Source organism: Kitasatospora sp. NPDC098652 (assembly GCF_044760155.1).
Lineage (GTDB): Bacteria > Actinomycetota > Actinomycetes > Streptomycetales > Streptomycetaceae > Kitasatospora.
This window is the reverse complement of sequence record NZ_JBIWAQ010000006.1, coordinates 60717-84209: the sequence shown is the minus strand read 5'-3', so window position 1 is coordinate 84209 and position 23493 is coordinate 60717. Positions and strand designations below refer to the sequence as shown.

The 23493-nt window shown below is 71.8% G+C and carries 19 protein-coding genes; 4 read left to right on the top strand and 15 right to left on the bottom strand.

Going from position 1 to position 23493, the window contains the following annotated elements:
* Positions 1-221 precede the first annotated feature (221 nt).
* The 4 genes from ACIQWA_RS15790 (at position 222) to ACIQWA_RS15775 (ending at position 5564) form a co-directional block, all read left to right on the top strand.
* Positions 222-1325: a hypothetical protein gene (locus ACIQWA_RS15790; protein ID WP_402482611.1), complete on the top strand. Its 1104-nt coding sequence runs from the start codon at positions 222-224 to the stop codon at positions 1323-1325.
* Positions 1322-2977 carry a VWA domain-containing protein gene (locus ACIQWA_RS15785; protein ID WP_402482609.1) on the top strand — a complete coding sequence of 552 codons (1656 nt, stop codon included), beginning with the start codon at positions 1322-1324 and terminating at the stop codon, positions 2975-2977. The genes ACIQWA_RS15790 and ACIQWA_RS15785 overlap by 4 nt, the downstream gene beginning before the upstream one ends.
* Complete coding sequence (locus tag ACIQWA_RS15780; protein WP_402482607.1) at positions 2964-3449, top strand: hypothetical protein; 486 nt, start codon at positions 2964-2966, stop codon at positions 3447-3449. The genes ACIQWA_RS15785 and ACIQWA_RS15780 overlap by 14 nt, the downstream gene beginning before the upstream one ends.
* A gap of 279 nt (positions 3450-3728) precedes the next feature.
* Complete coding sequence (locus ACIQWA_RS15775) at positions 3729-5564, top strand: bifunctional metallophosphatase/5'-nucleotidase (RefSeq protein WP_402482605.1); 1836 nt, start codon at positions 3729-3731, stop codon at positions 5562-5564.
* 128 nt (positions 5565-5692) lie between these two features.
* Here the strand turns inward: ACIQWA_RS15775 and ACIQWA_RS15770 are convergent, their stop codons facing one another.
* The 15 genes from ACIQWA_RS15770 to ACIQWA_RS15700 all read right to left on the bottom strand — a co-directional run bounded on the left by ACIQWA_RS15770 (position 5693) and on the right by ACIQWA_RS15700 (position 23402).
* Positions 5693-7150 carry an aldehyde dehydrogenase family protein gene (locus ACIQWA_RS15770; RefSeq protein ID WP_360234885.1) on the bottom strand — a complete coding sequence of 486 codons (1458 nt, stop codon included), beginning with the start codon at positions 7148-7150 and terminating at the stop codon, positions 5693-5695.
* Between the two features lie 48 nt (positions 7151-7198).
* A complete protein-coding gene (locus tag ACIQWA_RS15765; RefSeq protein WP_402482602.1) occupies positions 7199-8065 on the bottom strand; it encodes a helix-turn-helix domain-containing protein in 867 nt (288 codons plus the stop codon).
* Between the two features lie 396 nt (positions 8066-8461).
* Positions 8462-9922 carry a glutamate synthase subunit beta gene (locus ACIQWA_RS15760; protein WP_402482598.1) on the bottom strand — a complete coding sequence of 487 codons (1461 nt, stop codon included), beginning with the start codon at positions 9920-9922 and terminating at the stop codon, positions 8462-8464.
* Entirely contained in the window at positions 9915-14528 is a 4614-nt protein-coding gene (gltB, locus tag ACIQWA_RS15755; protein ID WP_402483312.1) for a glutamate synthase large subunit, read from the bottom strand. Before gltB ends, ACIQWA_RS15760 begins: the two co-directional genes overlap by 8 nt.
* Before the next feature lie 617 nt (positions 14529-15145).
* Positions 15146-15868, bottom strand: coding sequence for a VIT1/CCC1 transporter family protein (locus ACIQWA_RS15750; protein WP_402483309.1), 723 nt, complete (start codon positions 15866-15868; stop codon positions 15146-15148).
* A 153-nt stretch (positions 15869-16021) separates the two neighbouring features.
* Complete coding sequence (gene lgt, locus ACIQWA_RS15745) at positions 16022-17095, bottom strand: prolipoprotein diacylglyceryl transferase (RefSeq protein WP_402482596.1); 1074 nt, start codon at positions 17093-17095, stop codon at positions 16022-16024.
* Between the two features lie 118 nt (positions 17096-17213).
* Positions 17214-18077 carry a DsbA family protein gene (locus ACIQWA_RS15740; protein ID WP_402482593.1) on the bottom strand — a complete coding sequence of 288 codons (864 nt, stop codon included), beginning with the start codon at positions 18075-18077 and terminating at the stop codon, positions 17214-17216.
* A gap of 61 nt (positions 18078-18138) precedes the next feature.
* Positions 18139-18648, bottom strand: coding sequence for a MauE/DoxX family redox-associated membrane protein (locus ACIQWA_RS15735; RefSeq protein ID WP_402482591.1), 510 nt, complete (start codon positions 18646-18648; stop codon positions 18139-18141).
* 129 nt (positions 18649-18777) lie between these two features.
* A complete protein-coding gene (locus tag ACIQWA_RS15730) occupies positions 18778-19023 on the bottom strand; it encodes a hypothetical protein (RefSeq protein ID WP_360245156.1) in 246 nt (81 codons plus the stop codon).
* A gap of 209 nt (positions 19024-19232) precedes the next feature.
* Entirely contained in the window at positions 19233-20042 is an 810-nt protein-coding gene (trpA, locus tag ACIQWA_RS15725; RefSeq protein WP_360245159.1) for a tryptophan synthase subunit alpha, read from the bottom strand.
* A 2-nt stretch (positions 20043-20044) separates the two neighbouring features.
* Positions 20045-21313: a tryptophan synthase subunit beta gene (gene trpB / locus ACIQWA_RS15720; protein WP_402482586.1), complete on the bottom strand. Its 1269-nt coding sequence runs from the start codon at positions 21311-21313 to the stop codon at positions 20045-20047.
* A gap of 49 nt (positions 21314-21362) precedes the next feature.
* Complete coding sequence (trpM, locus tag ACIQWA_RS15715) at positions 21363-21512, bottom strand: tryptophan biosynthesis modulator TrpM (RefSeq protein ID WP_402482583.1); 150 nt, start codon at positions 21510-21512, stop codon at positions 21363-21365.
* Between the two features lie 10 nt (positions 21513-21522).
* Positions 21523-22329, bottom strand: coding sequence for an indole-3-glycerol phosphate synthase TrpC (gene trpC, locus ACIQWA_RS15710; RefSeq protein WP_350510236.1), 807 nt, complete (start codon positions 22327-22329; stop codon positions 21523-21525).
* Between the two features lie 270 nt (positions 22330-22599).
* Complete coding sequence (locus tag ACIQWA_RS15705) at positions 22600-23040, bottom strand: DUF2752 domain-containing protein (RefSeq protein ID WP_402482580.1); 441 nt, start codon at positions 23038-23040, stop codon at positions 22600-22602.
* A gap of 86 nt (positions 23041-23126) precedes the next feature.
* A complete protein-coding gene (locus ACIQWA_RS15700; protein ID WP_402482577.1) occupies positions 23127-23402 on the bottom strand; it encodes an HGxxPAAW family protein in 276 nt (91 codons plus the stop codon).
* Positions 23403-23493 lie beyond the last annotated feature (91 nt).

Here is a 23493-nt window from a genome sequence, read left to right as displayed (position 1 = left end):
TGCGAGGGGTCCGGCGAGAGGTTCGTCGCGGGGTCCGGCGCCGGGTCCGTCGAGGGTTGTTCGGGCGCCCTGCCGGAGCCCCTCTTCCGATGCGATTCCGTGAAACGGTGTTCACCCCTGGTTCACCGCACCTTCCGCCCGTGCTCCCCGCCCGGCGGGACGCTCGTCACCCCCGGGTGACGGCATCCGGGTGGCGGAGCAACGAGGGGGAGGCGCTCGCGATGAGACGACGCGCTCTGGGGGTGCTCGCAGCCCTGGCCCTGCTGGGCGGGGTGACGTACGCGCTGGTCCCGGAGGACGCCGGGACGGGCCCGGCGAAGACGGTCACGGTCACCGGGCTGATCGGTTCGGAGAAGCGGAGCTTCTTCGAGAACGCCGAGGTGAAGGCCGAGTTGGCGAAGCAGGGGCTGGAGGTGCGCGCCGACTCGACCGGTTCCTGGACGATGAGCGAGCAGGCGAGGAGCAGTTCCGGGCTGGACTTCGCGTTTCCGGCGAGCACCGCGCCGGCCCACGAGATCCAGCGCCACTGGGGGTTGCAGGACTCGCCGCTGGTGCCGTTCTACTCGCCGCTGGTGGTGGTGGCGCACGCGCCGGTCGCGCAGATCCTCAGGGAGAGCAAGCTGGCCGCGCGGGACGATTCGACCGGTGTGTGGACGTTCCGGATGGACGAGTACGTCCGTGCCCTCAAGGCCGGGCTCAAGTGGCAGGACCTGACGGGCGCGGGGGGTCACGGGGAGTTGTCGGGCCCGATCTTCGTCACCACCACCGACCCGGAGAGTTCCTCCTCGGGAGCGCTGTACATCGCGCTGCTGTCGTACGTCCTGAACAACAACCTGGTGGTCTCCGACGACGCCGGGGTCGAGGCCGTCCGGCCGGTCCTGTACCAGGCGACCGCGCTGCAGGGCGGCCAGAAGAGCAGCAGTGACGAGCCGTTCCGGGACTTCCTGGCCGGGGTCGGCAACCCGCTGATCTTCGGCTACGAGTCGCAGGTCGCCGCGATGGCCGTCCAGGGCCAGCCGACGGGGGACATGGTGGTGATGTACCCGGACACCACGGCCTACTCCGACCACACCATCATCGCCCGCACCGAGAACGGCCGGAAGCTCGCCGGACTGCTGCAGAACGACGAGGCACTGCGCGCCCTGGAGGTCCGGTTCGGCTTCCGTCCGCAGGCGGCCGGCGGCGCGTTCGCCGATCGGGTGAGGGACGTCAAGCAGCCGGTCTTCGCCCAGGACCTGAACGCGGCGAGGGTGAAGCAGGCGACCGTCCCGTCGCTGGACAACCTGACCAAGCTGACCAAGGCGGCGAAGGGGAGCCCGAAGTGAACCTCCTGACGAAGCGGCCGGCCCGGCTGGCCGCCGTCCTGGCGGCGGTGCTCGCCGCGGTGACCGCCTGCACCTCCTCCCCTGCCCCGGCGCCGGTGCCGAACCCGAGCGGCTCGGTGGCCGAGACCGCGCGCCCCGGGGTGCTGCGCGTCCTGGCCGGCAGTGAACTCCAGGACCTGCAACCGGTCCTGGACGACGCCCGGAAGGCGACCGGGGTGACGGTCCAACTGGCGTTCGGCGGCACGCTGGACGGTGCGGACGCCATCTCGGCCGGCCGGGCGGACGGCAAGTACGACGCGGTCTGGTTCCCGTCGAACCAGTACCTGCGGCTGGATCCGACCGGCAGGTCCAAGGTGCTGTCGGAGACTCCGGTGATGGTCTCCCCGGTGGCCGTGGGGGTACGGTCCTCGGTCCTGGCCGACCTCGGCTGGGGGGACGGTTCGAAGGTCACCTGGGCGCAGATCGGCGACGCGGCCGCGGCCGGGAAGCTGTCGTACGGGATGTCCGACCCGTCGCGCTCCAACTCCGGCTTCTCCGCCCTGGTCGCGGTGGCCTCGGCGTTCTCGGGCGCGGGCGCGGCGCTGACCGCGGCGGACGTGCAGAAGGCGACGCCGCAGTTGAAGCAGTTCTTCACCGGCCAGAAGCTGACCTCGGGTTCCTCGGGCTGGCTGGCGCAGGCGTACGCCAAGGCCGAGCCGGGCCGGGTCGGCGCCCTGGTGAACTACGAGTCGGTGCTGCTGTCGCTGAACCGGACCCTGCCGGCGGACCAGCGGCTGACGGTGGTGCGCCCGGTGGACGGCGTGGTGTCGGCGGACTACCCGCTGTCGCTGCTGTCCTCGGCGGGGCAGGGCGAGCGGGAGTCCTTCCAGCGGCTGGTCGGCTACCTGTTGAAGGAGGACGTGCAGAAGCGCATCTCGGAGCTGACGCTGCGCCGCCCGGTGTCGGCGGGGGTGGCCCCGGCGGCGGGGCTGCCCACCGACCGCCGCCGCGAGCTGCCGTTCCCGGGCACCCGGGCGGTGGCGGACGGCCTGCTGGCCTCGTACCAGAACGAGCTGCGCCGCCCGTCCCGGACGGTGTACGTGCTGGACACCTCGGGTTCGATGGACGGCCAGCGGCTGGCCTCGCTCAAGGCGGCGCTGGGCCGGCTGACGGGTACGGACGACACCCGGGGGCTGCGCCGCTTCCGGGACCGCGAGGAGGTGACGCTGATCTCCTTCGCGTCGGCGGTGAAGTGGTCGAGGACCCACGTCGTCCCGGCCTCGGGCAGCCAGCCCGGTCCGGAGTCCGAGCTGGCGGCGATCAACGCCGACGTCCAGTCGCTGCGGGCCGAGGGCGGTACGGCGCTGTACGACTCGCTGGAGCAGGCGTACCGGGTGATCGAGGCCCAGCAGAAGGCAGCGGGGGACGACAGGTTCACCTCGATCGTGCTGATGACGGACGGGGAGAGCAACGAGGGCGCGACGGACGGGGACTTCAGGCGCTTCCACGACGGGCTGCCGTCGGGCGAGAAGTCGATCCCGGTGTTCCCGATCAAGTTCGGGGAGGCGGCGGTGGGTCAGTTGCAGGGGATCGCGGACGTGAGCGGGGGCAAGCTGTTCGACGGCGGGGGTTCGCTGGACGGGGTGTTCGAGGAGATCCGTGGCTACCAGTGACGGGGCCGGCCGGTGGCTGCTGCGCTACCTGGAGTCGACCAGGAACCTGGTCGGCTGCGGGGGCGGCGCCATCGGGCTGGGGCTGCACTTCGCGGGCCTGGGCGGGTCCTGGTGGCCGGGGGTGGTGGCGGGCCTGTACGGCGTCGGCGCCCTGCTGACGCCGGGTCCGCCGCCACCGCCGCCACCGCCCCCTCCTCCGCCGCCCCCGCCGCACCCCGAACTGGACGGGCTGGCCGCCTATCTGGAGACCGTCCCGCTGCCCGCTTCCGCCGGGGTGGACGCCCTGCTGGTGGCGTTGCGCGAGGCCGGTCCCGGCCCGGTGGCCGATCCGATCGTCCGGCACCGCCTGCCGGTCGCGGTGGACGGCTACCTACGGGCTCGCGCCTGGCTGCCGTGGGCGGAGCCGGACGCGCCGGACCCGGCGGCGGAGCTGGGCCGCGAGGTGAAGCAGCTGTCGGCCGAACTCGACTGACCGAAGTCGACCGACCGGCCGGAAGGCAGGGGCGGGGTGGCCGGATTTCGACCCTCCCGCCCCATATCGCCCCTTTCTCCGCCCACCCCGGTCACGAACGAGTCGCCAAGATCTCACCTGTTGGAAACGTCGGAGGGCTATCCAGCGGCCCGGCTCGCACGGCAGACTTCTACGCGCGTCCTTCTACGCGCGTCACCGCTCTCGCGGACGCGCCACGCACGCCATTCGCACACAAGTTGACGGCTCATCCGCCGTCGTTCCCACTCGGGAGAGTCGTCCATGTCGCTGAACCGCCGTGACTTCGTCACCCGGTCCGCCGCCACCGCCGCCGGCGCCGCCCTGACCGGCGGAGCCGTCGTCGCCGCCGCCCCCGCCGCCGTGGCCGCCGAGCCGGGCACGGCGGCCGCCAAGGGCAGGAAGAAGCCGCCCCGCCGCCAGGCCTTCACCGTCATGGGCACCACCGACCTGCACGGCCGGGTGCTCAACTGGGACTACTTCACCGACGCCGAGTACGTCGACAAGGCCCACAACGCGGTCGGCCTCGCCAAGATCTCCACCCTGGCCAACCAGGTCCGCGAGGAGAAGGGCTGGGACCGCTGCCTGCTCATCGACTCCGGTGACATCATCCAGGGCACCCAGCTGAGCTACTACTACGCCCGGGTCGAGCCGATCGCCACCGACGGCGACAACGTGCCGGACCACCCGATGGCCGTCGCCATGAACCTCATGGGCTACGACGCCGCCGCGCTCGGCAACCACGAGTTCAACTACGGCATCCCCACCCTGAAGGCCTTCGAGGACCAGCTGGAGTTCCCGCTGCTGGGCGCCAACGCCCTGCACGCGAAGAACGAGAAGCCGGCCTTCAAGCCGTACGTGATCAAGGAGGTGTGGTTGGACGAGGACACCCCGATCAAGGTCGGCATCCTCGGCCTCACCAACCCCGGCATCGCGATCTGGGACAAGGCCAACGTGGCCGGGCAGATGGTCTTCCCGGGCATCGTCGAGACCGCCGCCAAGTACGTGCCCCGGATGAAGGCCGCGGGCGCGGACGTCATCGTGGTCTCCGCCCACTCCGGCATCGACGAGCCGACCACCTACGGCGACCAGCTGCCCTGGCCCGAGGACGCCTCCGGCGAGATGGCCGAGACCGTCCCGGACATCGACGCGGTACTGGTGGGCCACACCCACAAGGAGGTCGCGCAGCGCCTCATCGTCAACAAGAAGACCGGCCGGACGGTCGTGCTCTCCGAGCCGCTGTGCTGGGGCCAGCGCCTGAGCTGCTTCGACTTCGAGGTCGAGTTCGTCGACGGCCACTGGAAGGTCGCCTCGGTCTCCTCCCGGGTGCTGAACTCCAACACCGTGCCGGAGAACCCGGAGATCAGCAACGCCATCGTCGGCCAGCACAAGAAGGTCGTCGCGTACGTCAACCAGAACATCGGCACCAGCAAGATCGAGCTGTCGATCGCCGAGGCCCGGTTCAAGGCCACCCCGATCATCGACCTGATCGGCAAGGTCCAGGCCGACGCCGTCAAGGCCGCGCTGGCGGGCGGGCAGTACGCCAACCTCCCGGTCCTGGCCCAGGCCGCCCCGTTCAACCGGACCGCGCTGATCCCCTCCGGCCAGGTCAAGCTGCGCGACGCGGCCGGCCTGTACATCTACGAGAACACCCTGGAGGCCCGCATCCTGACGGGCGCCCAGCTCAAGGACTACCTGGAGTTCTCGGCGAAGTACTACTACCAGCTCGCCCCGGGCGCCCCGGTCGACAAGGACGCCATGACCGGCGCCGAGACCACCCCGGACTACAACTACGACTCGGTCTACGGCCTGAGCTACGACATCGACATCGCCCAGCCCAAGGGGCAGCGGATCGTCAACCTCAGCTTCCAGGGCAAGCCGATCGACCCGAACGCCCAGTTCGTGTTCGCGGTCAACAACTACCGCGCCAACGGCGGCGGCAACTTCCCGCACGTCGCCACCGCCAAGGTGGTCTGGACGAACTCCGACGAGATCCGCAACACCATGATCGCCTGGGTCAAGGCCAAGGGCGTCATCGACCCCGCCGACTTCTTCACCAACTCCTGGCGCCTCGTCCGCGCCGGCCAGCCGGTGTTCTAGTCACACCTTTCCATGAAGGCCGTCTGCCCCCGCGCAGACGGCCTTCATGCCGTTCCCGGGGAGTTCGGACCGGCCTCCCGGCGGCTACCGCCGGGAGGCTAGGGCCGTGTGAGCGCGTGAGCCGCCGTCTAGAACGGGAACGGCGCCCGGCCGTGCTGCACCGAGATCCACTTCACCGTGGTGAAGGCGTCCACCGTGTACTCCCCGTTGAGGCGCCCGACGCCGGAGTTCTTCTCCCCGCCGAACGGCACCCCGGGCTCGTCCGCGATGGTTCCGCCGTTGACGTGGATCATGCCGGTCTCGATCCGCTGGGCGACCCGCACACCGCGCTCGACGTCCGCGGTGTGCACCGCGCCGCTGAGCCCGAAGGGCGTGTGGTTGGCCAGCCGGACGGCCTCCTCCTCGCCGTCGAAGGGCACCAGCAGGACGACCGGGCCGAAGAGTTCGCGCTGCAGGATGGGCGCGTCCTCGGCCAGGTCGGTGAGCACGGTCGGTGCCATCAGGCTGCCGGCCGTGGCCCCGCGGAGCAGGGCGGTGGCGCCGCCGGCGACGGCCTGGTCGACCTGGGCGTTGATGGCGTCGGCCTGGACGGAGTTGATCAGCGGGCCGATGTGGGTGGCCGGGTCCCGGGGGTCGCCGACGGTCAGCGAGGCGACCTTGGCGACGAACTTCTCGGTGAACTCGGCGAGCACCCGCCGGTCCACCAGCACCCGGTTGGCGGCCATGCAGACCTGGCCCTGGTGGACGAAGCGGCTGAACACGGCCGCGTCCACGGCGTAGTCGACGTCGGCGTCGTCCAGGACGATCAGCGCGCTGTTGCCGCCGAGTTCCAGCACCGACCGCTTGAAGTGGGCGGCGGCGACGGTGGCGACGTGCCGGCCGATCTGGTCGGAGCCGGTGAAGGAGATCACCTTGGGCACCGGGTGCTCCAGGAAGCTGTCGCCGATCTCCGCGATGTCGGTGATCACGACGTTCAGCAGGCCGGGCGGCAGGCCCGCGTCCTCGAAGAGCTTGGCGATCAGGCTGCCGCCGACGATCGGGGTCTCCTGGTGCGGCTTGAGCACCACGCCGTTGCCGAGCGCGAGCGCCGGGCCGATCGCCTTGAGGGCGAGGAACAGCGGGAAGTTGAACGGGCTGATCACGCCGACCACGCCGACCGGCAGCCGGTAGAGCCGGTTCTCCTTGCCGGGGGCGGGGGAGGGCAGCAGCCGACCCTCGGTGGCCACCGACAGGTGCAGGCACTCCCGCAGCACGTCCTTGACCAGGGAGAGTTCGAAGCCGGCCTTGAGCGCGGTGCCGCCGAGTTCGGCCATCACGGCCCGGACGATCTCCCCCTCGCGCTCCTCCAGCAGCCGCAGCGCCCGCTCGAAGACCAGGCGGCGCTGGTAGGGGTTGGTGGCGGCCCAGGAGCGCTGGGCGCGCTCGGCGGCGCGGTAGGCCCGGTCGACCTCGGCGACGGTGGCCACGGTGATGGTGGCCAGCTTGTCCCCGGTGTAGGGGTCGACGTCGACGATGTCCCAGGAGCCGCTGCCGCTGCACCATTCGCCGTCGATGTACTGCAGCGCCAACTCGGAGAAGTACGACATCTGTTCCCTCTCGTGCCCGACCTGATGGGAGCTCATCGTACTGATGTGTCAGAGCTCTTGGCGTACGGAGAGCAGAAGATCGCGGGTCCGTTCGGGTCCGAGGCTCTCGGCGAGCAGCCCGTCCATCGCCTGCCGGTACGAGGCGACCTCGGCGGGCTTGTCCACGTAGAGGGCGGTGGTGAACTGCTCCAGGTAGACGACGTCGGCGAGTTCGGCCTCGGCGAAGCCCAGCACGCTGAACGCACCGCTCTCGGCGCTCAGCGCGGCGCCGCCGAGCGGGCGCACCTGGAGGCACACGTTGGGCAGTTCGGAGAGCTGGAGGAGGGTGTCGAGCTGGCCGCGCATCAGCTCGGGCCCGCCCCAGGGGCGGCGCAGCGCGGCCTCGTCGAGGACGGCGTGCAGGTACGGCGGGTGGTCGGCGGTGAGCAGGTCCTGGCGCTTGCGCCGCACCTCGACCCGGCGTTCGACCTCGTCGTCGCGGAGGCCGTGGCAGCCGGCGTGGATGACGGCGCGGGCGTAGTCGGCGGTCTGCAGCAGCCCGTGCACGAACTGGACCTCGTAGCTGCGGATCTCGGCGGCGGCCTCTTCCAGGCCGAGGTAGTTCTGGAACCAGGCGGGCAGCACGTCGCCGTAGTCGTGCCACCAGGAGGTGGCGTTGGCCTCCCGGACGAGGCCGAGGACGTTGGCCCGTTCCTGTTCGGCGTCGACGCCGTAGAGGGTGAGGAGGTCGGCGACGTCGCGTTCCTTGAAGCCGACCCGGCCGAGTTCCATCCGGCTGATCTTGGACTCGGAGGCGCGGATCGAGTACCCGGCCTCCTCGCGGCTGACGCCTCTGGCCTCGCGGAGCTTGCGCAGCTGGCTGCCGAGCAGCAGGCGTCGTACGGTGGCGCCTCCGCCTGCCTGAGTCGTGCCCATCGAAGTCAACCTCCGCACTCGTGCAGCCCCCCGGCCGTCGGCGGCAGTCTGCCACCTGGCACTGACGAGCAACAGCCCGTACCGGGTCGCATTCCGGTCGCGGTGCGAAGCCTGGGAGAAAGCTGTGAGGCGACCCTCGGTGCACGGACGGACGCGCAGGTGGGAGCGCAGGTGGGAGCCCCTGGTAAGGGGCGGGTGAGAGCTCTGGCGGGGCGCGGGTGAGCGGAGTCCGGGAACCCGGGAGGGAACGCGACGGCGCCCGCCCTCCAACTGGTCGGGGAAGAGGGCAGGCGCCAGGAGACCGCGTTGGCCCGGCGACGCTGGCGGGGGCAGCGGGTTGAGCTCCCGGCGATGCGGCGCCGGGGGTTCGGGGTGGGCCGGTCGGACCGTCGGCCCTCAGACCACCAGGGGGCGGTCGGTGGGCCGGATCGGGGCGGGAAGCGGGGTCTTGCCGCCCAGGTGCTTGTCCACCGCGGCGGCGGCCGAACGGCCTTCCGCGATGGCCCAGACGATCAGTGACTGGCCACGGCCGGCGTCTCCGCAGACGTACACGCCATCGACATTGGTGGCGAACCGGCCGTCGCGGGCAATGTTACCGCGTGTGTCGAGGTCGAGGCCGAGCTGCTCGACCAGGCCGTTCTTCACGTCCGTCCCGGTGAAGCCCATGGCCAGGGTGACCAGCTGGGCCGGGAGGGCCCGCTCGGTGCCGGGGACGGGCTCGAACCGGCCGTCCTTGAACTCGACCTCGACCAGGTGCAGTTCCTGGACGTTGCCGTCCTCGTCGCCGGTGAAGTGGGTGGTGTTGACGGAGTAGATCCGCTCGCCGCCCTCCTCGTGCGCGGAGGTGACCTTGTAGGTCATCGGCATGGTGGGCCAGGGCTGGTGGCCGGGCCGCTCCTCGCCGGGGCGCGGCATGATCTCCAGCTGGGTGACGGAGAGGGCGCCCTGGCGGTGGGCGGTGCCGACGCAGTCGGCGCCGGTGTCGCCGCCGCCGATGACGACCACGTGCTTGCCCTTGGCGCTGATCGGGGAGTCGACGAGGTCGCCCTCCTGGACCTTGTTGGCCAGCGGCAGGTACTCCATCGCCTGGTGGACGCCCTTGAGCTCGCGTCCGGGCACCGGCAGGTCGCGGGCGGTGGTGGCGCCGGCGGCGATCACCACGGCGTCGAAGCGCTCGCGCAGCTGCTGGCCGGTGATGTCCTCGCCGACGTGCACGCCGGTGCGGAACCGGGTGCCCTCGGCCCGCATCTGCTCGATGCGGCGGTTGATGTGGCGCTTCTCCATCTTGAACTCGGGGATGCCGTAGCGCAGCAGTCCGCCGATCCGGTCGGCGCGCTCGTACACCACCACGGTGTGCCCGGCCCGGGTGAGCTGCTGGGCGGCGGCCAGGCCGGCCGGGCCGGAGCCGACGACGGCGACGGTCTTGCCGGAGAGCCGCTCCGGGATCTGCGGGGTGACCCCGCCGCGGTCCCAGGCCTTGTCGATGATGGTGACCTCGACGTTCTTGATGGTCACCGCGTCCTGGTTGATGCCGAGCACGCACGCCGACTCGCAGGGCGCCGGGCACAGCCGCCCGGTGAACTCCGGGAAGTTGTTGGTGGCGTGCAGGCGCTCGATGGCGCCGGTGAAGTCGTCGCGGTAGGCGAGGTCGTTCCACTCGGGGATGAGGTTCCCGAGCGGGCAGCCGTTGTGGCAGAACGGGATGCCGCAGTCCATGCAGCGGCCGGCCTGCTCGGTGATGATCGGCAGGAGGCTGCGCTCGACGTAGACCTCGTTCCAGTCCTTGATCCGCACGTCGACCGGGCGGCGCTCCGCCAGCTGCTTGGGCGTGGTCAGGAAGCCCTTGGGGTCAGCCATGTGCCGCCTCCATCATCTTGCGAGTGGTCTCGGTCTCGGAGAGACCGTCGCGCTCGGCGGCGTCCTTGGCGGCGAGCACTGCCTTGTAGTCGGTCGGCATGATCTTGGAGAAGCGGGAGACCCCGCTGCCCCAGTCGGCCAGGAGCTCGGCGGCGACGGTGGAGCCGGTCTCCTCGTAGTGCTGCTGCACGATCTCGCGCAGCCAGTCGCGGTCGGCGGCGGTCGGGGCCTCGATGCCCACCATGCCGTCGTTGACGTTGGCGGGGCGAAGGTCCAGGACGTACGCGACGCCGCCGGACATGCCCGCCGCGAGGTTGCGTCCGGTCTCGCCGAGGATGACGACCCGGCCGCCGGTCATGTACTCCAGGCCGTGGTCGCCGACGCCCTCGACGACGAGGGTGGCGCCGGAGTTGCGGACGGCGAAGCGCTCACCGGCCTTGCCGCGCAGGTGGATCCGGCCGGAGGTGGCGCCGTAGCCGATGGTGTTCCCGGCGATGACGTGGTTCTGGGCGTCGTTGCCGATGGCCGCGGCCTCGCGGGCCGGGCGGACGACGAGCACGCCGCCGGAGAGGCCCTTGCCCACGTAGTCGTTGGCGTCGCCCTCCAGCCGCAGGGTGATCCCCTTCGGCACGAAGGCGCCGAAGGACTGTCCGGCGGAGCCGGTGAAGGTGACGTCGATGGTCCCCTCCGGCAGGCCCTCGCCGCGGTACCGCTTGGTCACCTCGTGGCCGAGCATGGTGCCGACGGTGCGGTTGACGTTGCGGATCGGCAGCTGGATCCGCACCGACTCGCCGCGCTCCAGGGCGTCCTCGGCCAGGGTGATCAGCTGGTTGTCCAGGGCCTTGTCGAGTGCGTGGTCCTGCTCGGTGGTGCGGTGCCGGGCGGCGCCCTCGGGCAGCTCGGGCACGTGGAACAGCGGGGCCAGGTCGAGCCCGGCGGCCTTCCAGTGGTCGACGGCGGCCTGGGCGTTGATGTGCTCGGCGCGGCCGACGGCCTCCTCGATCGAGCGGAAGCCCAGCGAGGCCAGGATCTCCCGGACCTCCTCGGCGATGAACTCGAAGAAGTTGACCACGAATTCGGGCTTGCCGGAGAAGCGCTCGCGCAGCACCGGGTTCTGGGTGGCGACGCCGACCGGGCAGGTGTCCAGGTGGCAGACGCGCATCATGATGCAGCCGGAGACGACCAGCGGGGCGGTGGCGAAGCCGAACTCCTCGGCGCCGAGCAGTGCGGCGATGACCACGTCGCGGCCGGTCTTCAACTGGCCGTCGGTCTGGACGACGATGCGGTCGCGCAGCCCGTTGAGCAGCAGGGTCTGCTGGGTCTCGGCGAGGCCGAGCTCCCAGGGGCCGCCGGCGTGCTTGAGCGAGGTGAGCGGCGAGGCGCCGGTGCCGCCGTCGTGTCCGGAGACCAGCACCACGTCGGCGTGCGCCTTGGAGACGCCGGCCGCGACCGTCCCGACGCCGACCTCGGAGACCAGCTTCACGTGGATGCGGGCCGCCGGGTTGGCGTTCTTGAGGTCGTGGATCAGCTGGGCCAGGTCCTCGATCGAGTAGATGTCGTGGTGCGGCGGCGGGGAGATCAGGCCGACGCCCGGGGTGGAGTGCCGGGTCCTGGCGACCCACGGGTAGACCTTGTGGCCGGGCAGCTGGCCGCCCTCGCCGGGCTTGGCGCCCTGGGCCATCTTGATCTGGATGTCGTCGGCGTTGACCAGGTACTCGGAGGTGACGCCGAAGCGGCCGGAGGCGACCTGCTTGATCGCCGAGCGGCGCTCGGGGTCGTACAGGCGGTCCGGGTCCTCGCCGCCCTCGCCGGTGTTGGACTTGCCGCCGAGGCGGTTCATCGCGATGGCGAGGGTCTCGTGGGCCTCCAGCGAGATCGAGCCGTAGGACATCGCGCCGGTGGAGAAGCGCTTGACGATCTCGGAGACCGGCTCGACCTCCTCCACCGGGATCGGCTCCCGGCCGAGGCCGTCCAGCTGGAACAGGCCGCGCAGCGTCATCAGCCGCTCGGACTGCTCGTTCACCCGGTCCGTGTACTGCTTGAAGATGTCGTACCGGCGGTTGCGGGTGGAGTGCTGGAGCCGGAAGACGGTGTCCGGGTCGAACAGGTGGGGCTCGCCCTCGCGGCGCCACTGGTACTCGCCGCCGATGTCCAGCGCGCGGTGCGCGGCCGGGATGCCGGAGGCCGGGTACGCCTTGGCGTGCCGGGCGGCGGTCTCCTTGGCGATCTCCTCCAGCCCGATCCCGCCGAGCTTGGTGGTGGTGCCGGCGAAGTAGTCGTCGACCAGGCCCTGGGAGAGGCCGATGGCCTCGAAGACCTGGGCGCCGCGGTAGGAGGCGACGGTGGAGATGCCCATCTTGGACATCACCTTGAGCACGCCCTTGCCGAGCGCCTTGATCAGGTTCTTGATCGCCTTCTCGGCCTCGACGCCCTGGATGAAGACGCCCTGCGCGACCAGGTCCTCGACCGACTCCATCGCCAGGTAGGGGTTGACGGCCCCGGCGCCGTAGCCGATCAGCAGCGCGACGTGGTGCACCTCGCGCACGTCACCGGCCTCGACCAGCAGCGACACCTGGGTGCGCTGCTTGGTGCGGATCAGGTGGTGGTGGATCGCGGAGGTGAGCAGCAGCGAGGGGATCGGGGCGTGCTCGGCGTCGGAGTGCCGGTCGGAGAGCACGATGATCCGGGCGCCGTCGGCGATCGCGGCGTCGGCCTCGGCGGCGATCTCCGCCAGCCGGGCGGCCAGGCCCGCTCCCCCGCTGGCGACCTTGTACAGGCCGGACAGCGTGACGGCCTTGAGGCCGGGCTGGTCGCCGTCGGCGTTGATGTGGACCAGCTTGGCCAGCTCGTCGTTGTCGATCACCGGGAAGGTGATGCCGACGGAGCGGCAGGAGGCGGACTCGGCGGCCAGCAGGTTGCCCTCGGGGCCGAGGTTGGACAGCAGCGAGGTGACGAGCTCCTCGCGGATGGCGTCCAGCGGCGGGTTGGTGACCTGCGCGAAGAGCTGGACGAAGTAGTCGAACAGCAGCCGCGGCTTCTCGCTCAGCGCGGCGATCGGCGAGTCGGTGCCCATCGAGCCGAGCGCCTCGGCGCCGGTCCTGGCCATCGGCGCCAGGATGACGCGCAGCTCCTCCTCGGTGTAGCCGAAGGTCTGCTGGCGGCGGGTGACGGAGGCGTGGGTGTGGGCGATGTGCTCGCGCTCGGGCAGCTTGGCGAGCTGGATTTGCCCGGCGCCGACCCACTCCTCGTAGGGGTGCTCGGCGGCGAGGGCGGACTTGATCTCCTCGTCCTCGACGATCCGGCCCTCGACGGTGTCCACCAGGAACATCCGGCCGGGCTGGAGGCGGCCCTTCCTGGTGACCTTCTCCTGGTCGATGTCGAGCACGCCGACCTCGGAGGAGAGGACGACCAGGCCGTCCTCGGTGATCCAGTAGCGGGCCGGGCGCAGGCCGTTGCGGTCGAGCACGGCGCCGATCTGGGTGCCGTCGGTGAAGGTGACGCAGGCCGGGCCGTCCCAGGGCTCCATCAGGTTGGAGTGGTACTGGTAGAAGGCGCGGCGGGCCGGCTCCATGGTGGCGTGGTTCTCCCACGCCTCCGGGATCATCATCAGCACCGAGTGCGGCAGCGAGCGGCCGCCGAGGTGCAGCAGTTCCAGGACCTCGTCGAAGGACGCGGAGTCCGAGTGGTCGGGCGTGCAGATCGGGAAGATCCGCGACAGGTCCCCTGGAATCAGGTCCGTCGCGAGCTGCGACTCCCGGGCCCGCATCCAGTTGCGGTTGCCCTTCACCGTGTTGATCTCGCCGTTGTGCGCGACGAAGCGGTACGGGTGGGCGAGCGGCCAGCTCGGGAAGGTGTTGGTGGAGAACCGCGAGTGCACCAGGCCGATGGCGGACGCGTAGCCGCGGTCCGACAGGTCGGGGAAGAAGGGCTCCAGCTGGCCGGTGGTCAGCATGCCCTTGTAGACGATGGTGCGGGCGGACAGCGACGGGAAGTACACCCCGGCCTCGCGCTCGGCCCGCTTGCGGACCACGAAGGCGACCCGGTCCAGCTCGATCCCCGACCGGCCCTCCTGGGCCTGGCCCTGTCCGACGGGCGCGGACGCGAGGAAGAGCTGCCGGAAGCGCGGCATCACGCTGCGTGCGGTGGCGCCGAGCAGGTCGGGGGTGACCGGCACGTCGCGCCAGCCGAGGACGGTCAGGCCCTCCTCGGCCGCGATGGCCTCGATCTGCGCGACGGCGGCACCGGCGGCCTCGTCCTCGTCCGGGAGGAAGGCGATGCCCACCGCGTAGGAGCCGGCGGCCGGGAGCTCGAAGTCGACCTTGCCGCGCAGGAACGCGTCCGGGACCTGGGTCAGGATGCCCGCGCCGTCACCGGAGTCCGGCTCGGCGCCGGTGGCGCCGCGGTGCTCCAGGTTGCGCAGGACGTTCAGCGCCTGCTCGACGATGGTGTGGTCGGCGATGCCGGTCAGCGTGGCGACGAAACCGACGCCGCAGGCGTCGTGCTCGTTCCGCGGGTCGTACAGGCCCTGAGCAGCAGGTCGCGCATCCGGCACGAGCGCGTACGGCCGGCGGTCGGCGCCGGCCTGGGGCTCGTTGGCGGAGTGCATGGATGCAGACAGCATCGGCTCTCCCGTCGTCGTCTTTCGGCAAGTTGGTGCAAGTAGGGACGACGTTGGCCCTGATGCGGTGAATCGATGTCGTGCAAGTTACATGATGCCCAGGATCCCGAGAAGCGGAATATCCCGTCCACATGGCGGACGGACGCGCAGGTCAGGGGGCCGGAGAAGAGGACGTGCCACAGTGCACGTCCCGACGATTGTGCCCGGCCGTCCCCGGCCTGAAACAGGGGCGAAACCGGATCGCCACACAAGCCGATCATGAACGCCTGGGAATCCATCCCGGGACCCTGGCTCCCGGATGCGATTCCGCGGCTCGGAGGCCCGGATGATGAGACGATGCCGGGCAACGGGCGACGTCCATGTGTGAAACGTCACCCGTTGCCCGGCATAGTCATGCAGCGCTGTCGCCGTGCACCGCGGCGTCGGCCCCAGGGCGTGTCTTGTGGATCAGGTCGGACCAGACCGCGGCGTCAGGGTGCGTGCATCGCAAGGCGGAGGATGGGGGCACCTCCCGGCCGAAGGCTGGGGGCCATCGGCGACCGACGACAACGCGGCGAGGTGCGTGCCCTGGCGTCGCGGGCCTGGCCTGATCCACAAGACACGCCCTAACCGACGTGCCCGCCGATCAGCCACCCCAGCAGGTACGTCACCCCGGCCGCGGCCCCGCCCAGCACCAGCTGCCGCACCCCGCTGAACCACCAGCTGCGCGCCGTCACCCGGGCCACCACCGCGCCGCACAGGAACAGCCCCAGCCCCGCCAGGACCATCGCCGGCAGCAGCGTGGTCGCCCCCAGCAGGTACGGCAGCAGCGGCAGCAGCGCGCCCAGCGCGAAGCACAGGAAGGACGAGCCGGCCGCGACCAGCGGCGAGGGCAGGTCGTTGGGGTCGATCCCCAGCTCCTCCCGGGCGTGCACCTCCAGCGCCAGCTCCGGGTCCCGGGACAGCTGCCGGGCCACCTCGTGGGCGAGCTCCGGGTCCACCCCGCGCGAGACGTACACCTGCGCCAGCTCGGCCAGCTCACCGTGCGGGTTGCGGCTCAGCTCCAGCCGCTCGGCCTCGATCTCGGCCTGCACCAGCTCCCGCTGGGAGGCCACCGAGGTGTACTCCCCCGCCGCCATCGAGCAGGCACCGGCCGCCAGGCCCGCCAGCCCGGTGAGGATCACCGTGCCGTTGGAGGCCGCGCCGCCGACCACGCCGGTCATCAGCGCGAAGTTCGACACCAGGCCGTCCACCGCCCCGAACACCGCGGGCCGCAGCCAACCGCCGTTGACGTCCCGGTGGTGGTCGGCCGCGGGTATCCGCGGGTGCTGGGCGGGCTCGGCTTCCAGGGTGCTCGCAGTCACGGTTCTTCCCCTCCGTCTTTCGTTCGTCGCCCCGACCGTAGCCCCGTTGACCTGCGCATTTCCAGCAAAGTAAGGCTGTCCGAACAGCACTGAGGCCACCCTTCGCAAGGGTGGCCTCAGTTGCGGGGAAGTCCCTGGTCAGATCGGGTTCTTGGCGTCCTTGCCGGCCTTGTCGGCGTCCGTGCCGGCCTTCTCGGGGCCCTCGTCGGCCGGTCCGGCCGCCGCCTCTTCGTCCAGCAGTCGAGACGGCTTGTCCCCGTCCACCGTCTCGCTCGGCTTCGGAACCGCCGCCGCGTCCGCCTTCTTCCGCGCCGCGTCCTTGTCCTGCGCCGCGTCCTTCTCCTGCGCCGCGTCCTTCTCCTCGGCCTCGCCGGCCTCGGCGTGCGCCGCCGGGTCGATGCTCGCCGGGTCCTCCCGGCCGGGCCGCTTCTTCCCGACGACCACGAAGTACACGACGGCGCCGATGAACACCACGATCGAGGTCCAGTCGTTCAGCCGCAGGCCGAAGTAGACGTGCGCCTCGTCGATCCGCAGCCACTCGGTCCAGAACCGGCCCACCGTGTACGCGGCGACGTACAGCGCGAAGGCCCGGCCGTGGCCCAGCCGCCAGCGCCGGTCCGCCCAGATCACCAGCAGCGCGACGGCCACGTCCCAGATCGACTCGTACAGGAAGGTCGGGTGGAAGACCCCGTTCACGACCTCGCCGTCGGGCAGCGTCTTGTGGATCTCCAGGCCCCACGGCAGCGTGGTGGCCCGCCCGTACAGCTCCTGGTTGAAGTAGTTGCCCCAGCGGCCCATCGCCTGCGCGAGCGCGATGCCCGGCGCGATGGCGTCGGCGTAGGCGGGCAGCGGCACGCCCCGGCGGCGGCAGCCGATCCAGGCACCGACCGCCCCGAGCGCGACCGCGCCCCAGATGCCGAGGCCGCCCTCCCAGATCTTGAAGGCGTTCCAGGGGTTCTTCCCCTCGCCGAAGTAGAGCTGGTGGTCCGTGATCACGTGGTACAGCCGGCCGCCGACGAGGCCGAAGGGCACGGCCCACACGGCGATGTCACCGACGGTGTGCTTGGCACCGCCCCGGGCGACCCAGCGCTTGCTGCCGAGCCAGACGGCCGCGACGACCCCGAGGATGATGCAGAAGGCGTAGGCGCGCAGCGGGATCGGTCCGAGGTTCAGGACGCCCCGCGACGGGCTGGGAATGTAGGCGATATCCATGGCGGTTCCGACGCTACAGGGTCCGGCGTCCCCATCCGACACCCCCGGGGTCACAGAAACCGAACGACGAATGCCGCCGCCCCCTCCCGGACGGAAGGGGGCGGCGGGCCGGATGCGCTCAGCCGGCCGACGGCGAGGGGTTGTTGGCCTCCGAGGCGGCGGCGGTGGGCGCCGGGGTCTGACCGTTCGAGCCCGCCGTACCCAGCTGCTTGCCCTGGTTGGCGGCGTCCACCCACTTCGCCAGGTTCGCCGGGGTGATCTCCTCGTTGCCGTTCTTCGGGTAGATCGGCTGGCCGTTGAGCAGGACCGTCGGGGTGGACTTGTAGCTGGACTTGTCGAAGTCCTGCTGCACCGCCGACACCCATCCGCCGTACTTGTTGTCGTTGACGCAGGCCTGGAACTCCGGCGTGTCCAGCCCCGCCACCTGCTTCGCCAGGTTGAGCAGCACCGCCTTGTTCCCGAAGGCGTCGTTGGTCTCGTCCGGCTGGTTGCGGTACAGCACGTCGTGGTAGTCCCGGAAGTGCCCGGCGTCCTGGGCGCAGGCCAGCGCGTTGGCCCCGTTCTTCGAGCCCTTGCCCGGCACCGCGCGGTCGATGAACGACACCACGTGGGTGTTGGTGTAGATCTTCCCGGCGTCCTCGAGCTGGTCGATGGTGGCCGAGAACTCGCGCTCGAAGATCCCGCAGGCGGGGCAGCGCGGGTCCTCGTACACGGTGAGCACCGACGGCGCGTTGCCGGCGCCGACCGGGATGACCAGGTTCTTGTCGCCGATCGTCCCGGCCGGGGCGGCGGTCGGGGTCTCCGGCTTGGAGCGCTGGTTCTGCACCAGCACGCCGGTGACCACCGCGGCGGCGATCACCACGAGCACCGCTCCGCCGACGATCAGCTTCTTCCTGCGCCGCGAGCCGGCCTCCTCGGCCGCCCGCTGCTCCAGCATCCGCTCACGGGCGGTGCGCTTGCCTTCTCGGTTCTTCTCGCTCATTGCCTTGACATCCACGGTCTGGGGCCTTCGTCGGGTGCGGGGATGGGAATGGCCGGACGGGTCAGCTCGCCAGCCAGCCGTCGGCCGAGAGCCGGGTGCGGGGCCGCCACAGCAGGAAGGCGGCCAGCAGCAGGAAGCCGGTGTCGCGGAGGATCTCCTGCAGGTACTCGGTCTGCGAGGCGTCGACGTGCCCTCCGCCGCCGAAGCAGCCGCAGTCGATGGAGATCCCGCGCGCCCAGGCCGAGGCGATCCCGGCGATGAAGGCGAGCAGCAGCAGCGCCGACACCCCGGCGACCAACCGGACCCCGAGGCCGACCACCAGCAGCAGGGCGAGCGCCAGCTCCAGGAAGGGCAGCCCGTAGCCGATCGGCTTGACCAGGCCCTCGGGCAGGATCTCGTACGCCCGGACCGCCTGGGCCGCCTCCGCCGGGTCGGCGATCTTCGCCAGCCCGGCCCACCCCCAGACCACGGCCAGGCCGAGCCGGGCAGCCGTGCCGATCCACTCGCTCCGGACCGGCGCCCGCCGCGGCGCGGGCGCGGAGCCACCGGACTGCACAGCCGGCCCCGCCATCAGGGAACCCCCCTCGGGAAACTCGTTCACTTCCTGACGAACCGTAAGGGATGAAGACCGGTTCCTCCGGATTCACGAATTAAGCCGGACGAGTGACGTTCCGTCCGATTCCCCTCGAACACCCCTACGTCACCGGCACCCCTGCATCCGCCCCGGGTCGAACAGCTCCGGCCGCCCCTCGTGGTGTCCCCGCGCGACCCGCTCCGCCGCGTCCCACCGCGCCGCCTCCGCACAGGCCACCGCCTCCCGCTCGGCCCGCTCCGCCCCCCGCTTGGCCAGGGCCTGCCCCACCTCGGTGTGCGCGCCGACCGCGGCCCCCAGAGCCAGCGCGGCCGCCGCCGCCCGCAGCAGCACGGCCCGATGAAGCCCAGCCACCCGCTCACCCCTTCGCTCGCCCGGCCGCCCCCGTACACGTGGTTCGTGCACTCGTCCCTCCACTCAACGCCGGTCAACCCCGCCTGATGCGTGTCGCCCCCGCTCTTCACCCGTTCGGGGCCGCCGCACCGCTGACGCCCCCGGAAAAGCCGACGGCCCGCTCCCCCCGGAGAGGGAACGGGCCGTCGGCCGACGACTGCTGTCGCGGGTCAGCGCCTGCGCACGCCCGCCGCCAGCTCCCCGGCCAGCGCGCGGACCGCGGCCAGGCCGGCGGCCTCGTCCGCACCGGCCGCCAGGATCCGCTTCACGAACGCGGACCCAACGATGACGCCGTCCGCGAACCGGGCGACCTCCGCCGCCTGCTCGGCATCGGAGACGCCGAGCCCGACGCAGACCGGCAGGTCGGTGGTGGCCCGGGTCCGGGCGACCAGGTCCTCCGCCAGCGAGCCCACCGCCGACCGCGTCCCGGTCACGCCCATGACGGCGGCCGCGTAGACGAAGCCGCTCCCGGCCGCCGTGACCTCCGCCAGCCGCGCGTCCTTGCTGCTCGGCGCGACCACGAACACGGTGTCCAGCCCGTGCTCGTCCGCCGCCTTGCGCCACTCCTCGGACTCCTCCACCGGCAGGTCCGGCAGGATGCACCCGGCCCCGCCCGCGGCGGCCAGGTCGGCCGCGAAGCGCGCCACCCCGTACCGGTCGACCGGGTTCCAGTAGGTCATCACCAGCACCGCCGTCCCCGGGTGGGCGGCGGCCACCTCCTGGACGGTGCGCAGCACGTCCTTGATCCGCACCCCGCCCCGCAGCGCGATGTCGTCCGCAGTCTGGATCACGGCCCCGTCCAGGACCGGGTCGGAGTGCGGCAGACCGATCTCGACGACGTCGCAGCCGCCCTCGATCAGTGCGCCGACCGCCCGGATCCCGCCGTCGACCGTGGGGAACCCGGCCGGGAGGTAGCCGATCAGCGCGGCCCGGTCCTCGGCCCTGGCCGCCGCCAGTACGGTGCTCAGCTTCGAAGCCATGATCACTTACCCCCCTCGGCCGCGCCGCCGGCCGCGTCGCCGGAGCCGGCCGGCGAGTCGTAGAGCCCGAAGTACTGGGCCGCGGTGTGCATGTCCTTGTCGCCGCGCCCGGAGAGCGAGACCAGGATGGTCGCCTCCGGTCCGAGCTCGCGGCCCAGCTCCAGCGCGCCGGCGAGCGCGTGGGCGCTCTCGATAGCCGGGATGATCCCCTCGGTGCGGGAGAGCAGCCGCAGCGCCTGCATCGCCGCGTCGTCCGTGACCGGCCGGTACTCGGCCCGCCCGGTGTCCTTGAGCCAGGCGTGCTCCGGCCCGACGCCGGGGTAGTCCAGCCCGGCCGAGATGGAGTGCGACTCGATGGTCTGCCCGTCCTCGTCCTGGAGGACGTACGTCCGCGAGCCGTGCAGCACGCCGGGGTCGCCCTTGGTCAGGGTGGCCGCGTGCCGGGGGGTGTCGGCGCCCTCGCCGGCCGCCTCGCAGCCGATCAGCCGCACCCCGGCGTCCGGGATGAACTCGTGGAAGATGCCCATCGCGTTGGAGCCGCCGCCGACGCAGGCCACGACGGCGTCGGGCAGCCGCCCGGTCCGGTCGAGCACCTGCTGCCGCGCCTCGACGCCGATGACCCGGTGGAAGTCGCGGACCATCATCGGGAAGGGGTGCGGCCCGGCGACCGTCCCGAACAGGTAGTGGGTGGAGTCGACGTTGGCGACCCAGTCGCGGAAGGCCTCGTTGATGGCGTCCTTGAGCGTCCGCGAGCCGGACCTGACGGCGACGACCTCGGCCCCGAGCATCCGCATCCGGGCGACGTTGAGCGCCTGGCGCTCGGTGTCGACCTCGCCCATGTAGATGGTGCAGTCGAAGCCGAACAGGGCGCAGGCGGTGGCGGTGGCCACCCCGTGCTGGCCGGCGCCGGTCTCGGCGATGATCCGGGTCTTGCCCATCCGCTTGGTGAGCAGGGCCTGGCCCAGCACGTTGTTGATCTTGTGCGAGCCGGTGTGGTTGAGGTCCTCGCGCTTGAGCAGGATCCGGGCGCCGCCCGCCTCGGCGGAGAAGCGGTGCACGTCGGTCAGCGGGCTCGGGCGCCCGGTGTAGTCCTTGAGCAGCCCGTCCAGCTCGGCGGTGAAGGCCGGGTCGGTCTTGGCCTTCTCGTACTCCTCGGCGACCTGCTCGACCGCGGCGACCAGCGCCTCGGGGATGAAGCGGCCGCCGTACGCGCCGAAGTAGCCGCGGGCGTCCGGCACCTGGGCGCCGGGCAGGTAGTCCTTCTCGGACATGTGGTTTCCCTTGACGGAGATGGATGACGGTGACGTCTGATCGGCTGGTTCAGCCGGGCGTCACGCGCCATCGCCGTCCGGGCACCTGACCCGGCTCGCACCCGATCACGTACCGCACCCGGCGCCCCAGCACCCGGCGGGCGGGCGCGCGGCAGCCGCGCGGGCGGCAGCCGGGGGCGAGTCGGGTGGCGATCTTCATCGGGGCGGTGTCAGTCCTTGTGCCGGACGGCGGGGTGGGCGCCGGCCGCGACCAGGTCGGCGACCGCGGCCCGCGGGTCCTTGCCGGTCACCAGGGACTCGCCGACCAGCACCGCGTCGGCGCCCAGGTTGGCGTAGTTGATCACGTCCAGCGGGCCGCGCACACCGGACTCGGCGATCTTGACGATGCCGTCCGGAATGGCGTGGGCGACGTTCTCGAAGGTGTTGCGGTCCACTTCGAGGGTCTTCAGGTTGCGGGCGTTGACGCCGATGATCCGCGCCCCGGCGTCCACCGCGCGCTTGATCTCCTCCTCGTCGTGCACCTCGACCAGCGGGGTGAGGCCGATCGACTCGGCGCGCTCGATCAGCGACACCAGGGCCGGCTGGTCGAGGGCGGCGACGATCAGCAGCGCGAGGTCGGCGCCGTGGGCGCGGGCCTCCCACAGCTGGTATGCGGTGACGATGAAGTCCTTGCGCAGCAGCGGGGTGTCCACCGCGGCACGGACGGCGTCCAGGTCGGCGAGCGACCCGCCGAAGCGGCGCTGCTCGGTCAGCACGCTGATCGCGGCGGCACCGCCGGCCGCGTAGTCGCGGGCCAGGGCCGCCGGGTCGGCGATCGAGGCCAGCGCGCCCTTGGACGGGCTGGAGCGCTTGACCTCGCAGATCACCCGGATCCCGTCGCCCTTGAGGGCGGCGACGCCGTCCTTGGCCTCCGGAGCCTTGGCCGCGAGCGCCTTGAGCTCGTCCAGGGAGACCCGGGCCTGCCGCTCGGCGAGGTCCTCGCGGACCCCTTCGATGATCGAGTCGAGCACACTCACTCAGGAGCCCCCATCATTTCTGCTGGTTCGCCAGCGCGAGCCGGACGGGCGGGGGCCCGTCGGCCCTTCGATGGTATCGGCACCCGGGTCCGCTCAGCGCATCCGCCCGTCCCGCGTCTCGCGGAACGGGACGCTCCCGGTACGGCTCTCAACTGCGGCTTCACCGGCTCTCCACCGGCCGTGGCCGGGCCGGAGGCCGTGGCCGGGCCAGGGCGGCGGCGGGGCAGCGGCAGGGCGGCCTCGGGCCGGCAGCGGCCCGCCGGGCCCGGCTCAGACCACCGGCGGCGCCAGCCCCGCCCCCACCGGCAGGTTCCGCACCACCGCGAACACCAGCACCAGCAGGCCGATCAGCGCCCAGCGCCGACCGCCCACCGAGACCCGCACCGGCGGTCCGCCGGTCAGCGCCGCCCAGGCCCAGCGCAGCCAGAGCAGCGCCAGCACCGCGAACAGCAGGACGGCCACCGCGTTGTCGTGCAGCGCGCCGGTGAGGTCCCCGTGGGCCAGCGCGTGGACGCAGCGCAGGCCCCCGCAGCCGGGGCACCACCAGCCGGTGGCGGTCAGGAAGGGGCAGTCGGGGTAGTGCCCGGGGGCGTTCGGGTCCACCGCCGCGACGTACCCGGCGGGAACGGCCACCGCCGCCAGGGCGGTCAGCGGCGGGCCCATCCGGCGCAGTACGGGCGGCGGGGCGGAGGCGGTGGGGGCGGCGTTCACGCCCCGATTGTGCCCGCGCCGGGCCCGGACAGCACGAAACGGCGGGCGTGGCGCGCCCGCCGTTCGGTTGTGCGAATGTCCGCAGGTCAGGCGGCGACGGCCTCGCGGGACTCGACGGCCGCCCGGCGGGCGGCGTGCTGCTCCTCGACCGACTTGTAGACGTTGGTGCTGGGCTGCTTGCCCATGCCGGCCATCGACATGGCCTTGCCGACGATGCCGCCCACCAGGACGACCGCCAGACCGGCCCAGACGAGCAGCGGCGACGGCAGGATCATCGCGACACCCGCGATGCCGAAGCCGGCGAAGGAGATGACGACGCCGGTCCAGGCGGCGGGGTTGTGGCCGTGTGCTGCTGCTGCCATCGATGGTGCTCCTAGGCTCTCGGGGCCCGGCCGGGCCTGCGGGGCCGCCGGCGGGTTGACGGTTCCCATTGTGCCGGGCCACACATCGGCC

Excerpts from the sequence above, each read along its gene's own strand:
- ACIQWA_RS15790 (WP_402482611.1), top strand. The coding sequence starts at position 222 with ATGAGACGACGCGCTCTGGGGGTGCTCGCAGCCCTGGCCCTGCTGGGC.
- ACIQWA_RS15775 (WP_402482605.1), top strand. The coding sequence starts at position 3,729 with ATGTCGCTGAACCGCCGTGACTTCGTCACCCGGTCCGCCGCCACCGCC.
- ACIQWA_RS15770 (WP_360234885.1), bottom strand. The coding sequence starts at position 7,150 with ATGTCGTACTTCTCCGAGTTGGCGCTGCAGTACATCGACGGCGAATGG.
- ACIQWA_RS15765 (WP_402482602.1), bottom strand. The coding sequence starts at position 8,065 with ATGGGCACGACTCAGGCAGGCGGAGGCGCCACCGTACGACGCCTGCTG.
- ACIQWA_RS15760 (WP_402482598.1), bottom strand. The coding sequence starts at position 9,922 with ATGGCTGACCCCAAGGGCTTCCTGACCACGCCCAAGCAGCTGGCGGAG.
- gltB (WP_402483312.1), bottom strand. The coding sequence starts at position 14,528 with ATGCACTCCGCCAACGAGCCCCAGGCCGGCGCCGACCGCCGGCCGTAC.
- lgt (WP_402482596.1), bottom strand. The coding sequence starts at position 17,095 with ATGGATATCGCCTACATTCCCAGCCCGTCGCGGGGCGTCCTGAACCTC.
- ACIQWA_RS15740 (WP_402482593.1), bottom strand. The coding sequence starts at position 18,077 with ATGAGCGAGAAGAACCGAGAAGGCAAGCGCACCGCCCGTGAGCGGATG.
- ACIQWA_RS15735 (WP_402482591.1), bottom strand. The coding sequence starts at position 18,648 with ATGGCGGGGCCGGCTGTGCAGTCCGGTGGCTCCGCGCCCGCGCCGCGG.
- trpA (WP_360245159.1), bottom strand. The coding sequence starts at position 20,042 with ATGGCTTCGAAGCTGAGCACCGTACTGGCGGCGGCCAGGGCCGAGGAC.
- trpB (WP_402482586.1), bottom strand. The coding sequence starts at position 21,313 with ATGTCCGAGAAGGACTACCTGCCCGGCGCCCAGGTGCCGGACGCCCGC.
- trpM (WP_402482583.1), bottom strand. The coding sequence starts at position 21,512 with ATGAAGATCGCCACCCGACTCGCCCCCGGCTGCCGCCCGCGCGGCTGC.
- ACIQWA_RS15700 (WP_402482577.1), bottom strand. The coding sequence starts at position 23,402 with ATGGCAGCAGCAGCACACGGCCACAACCCCGCCGCCTGGACCGGCGTC.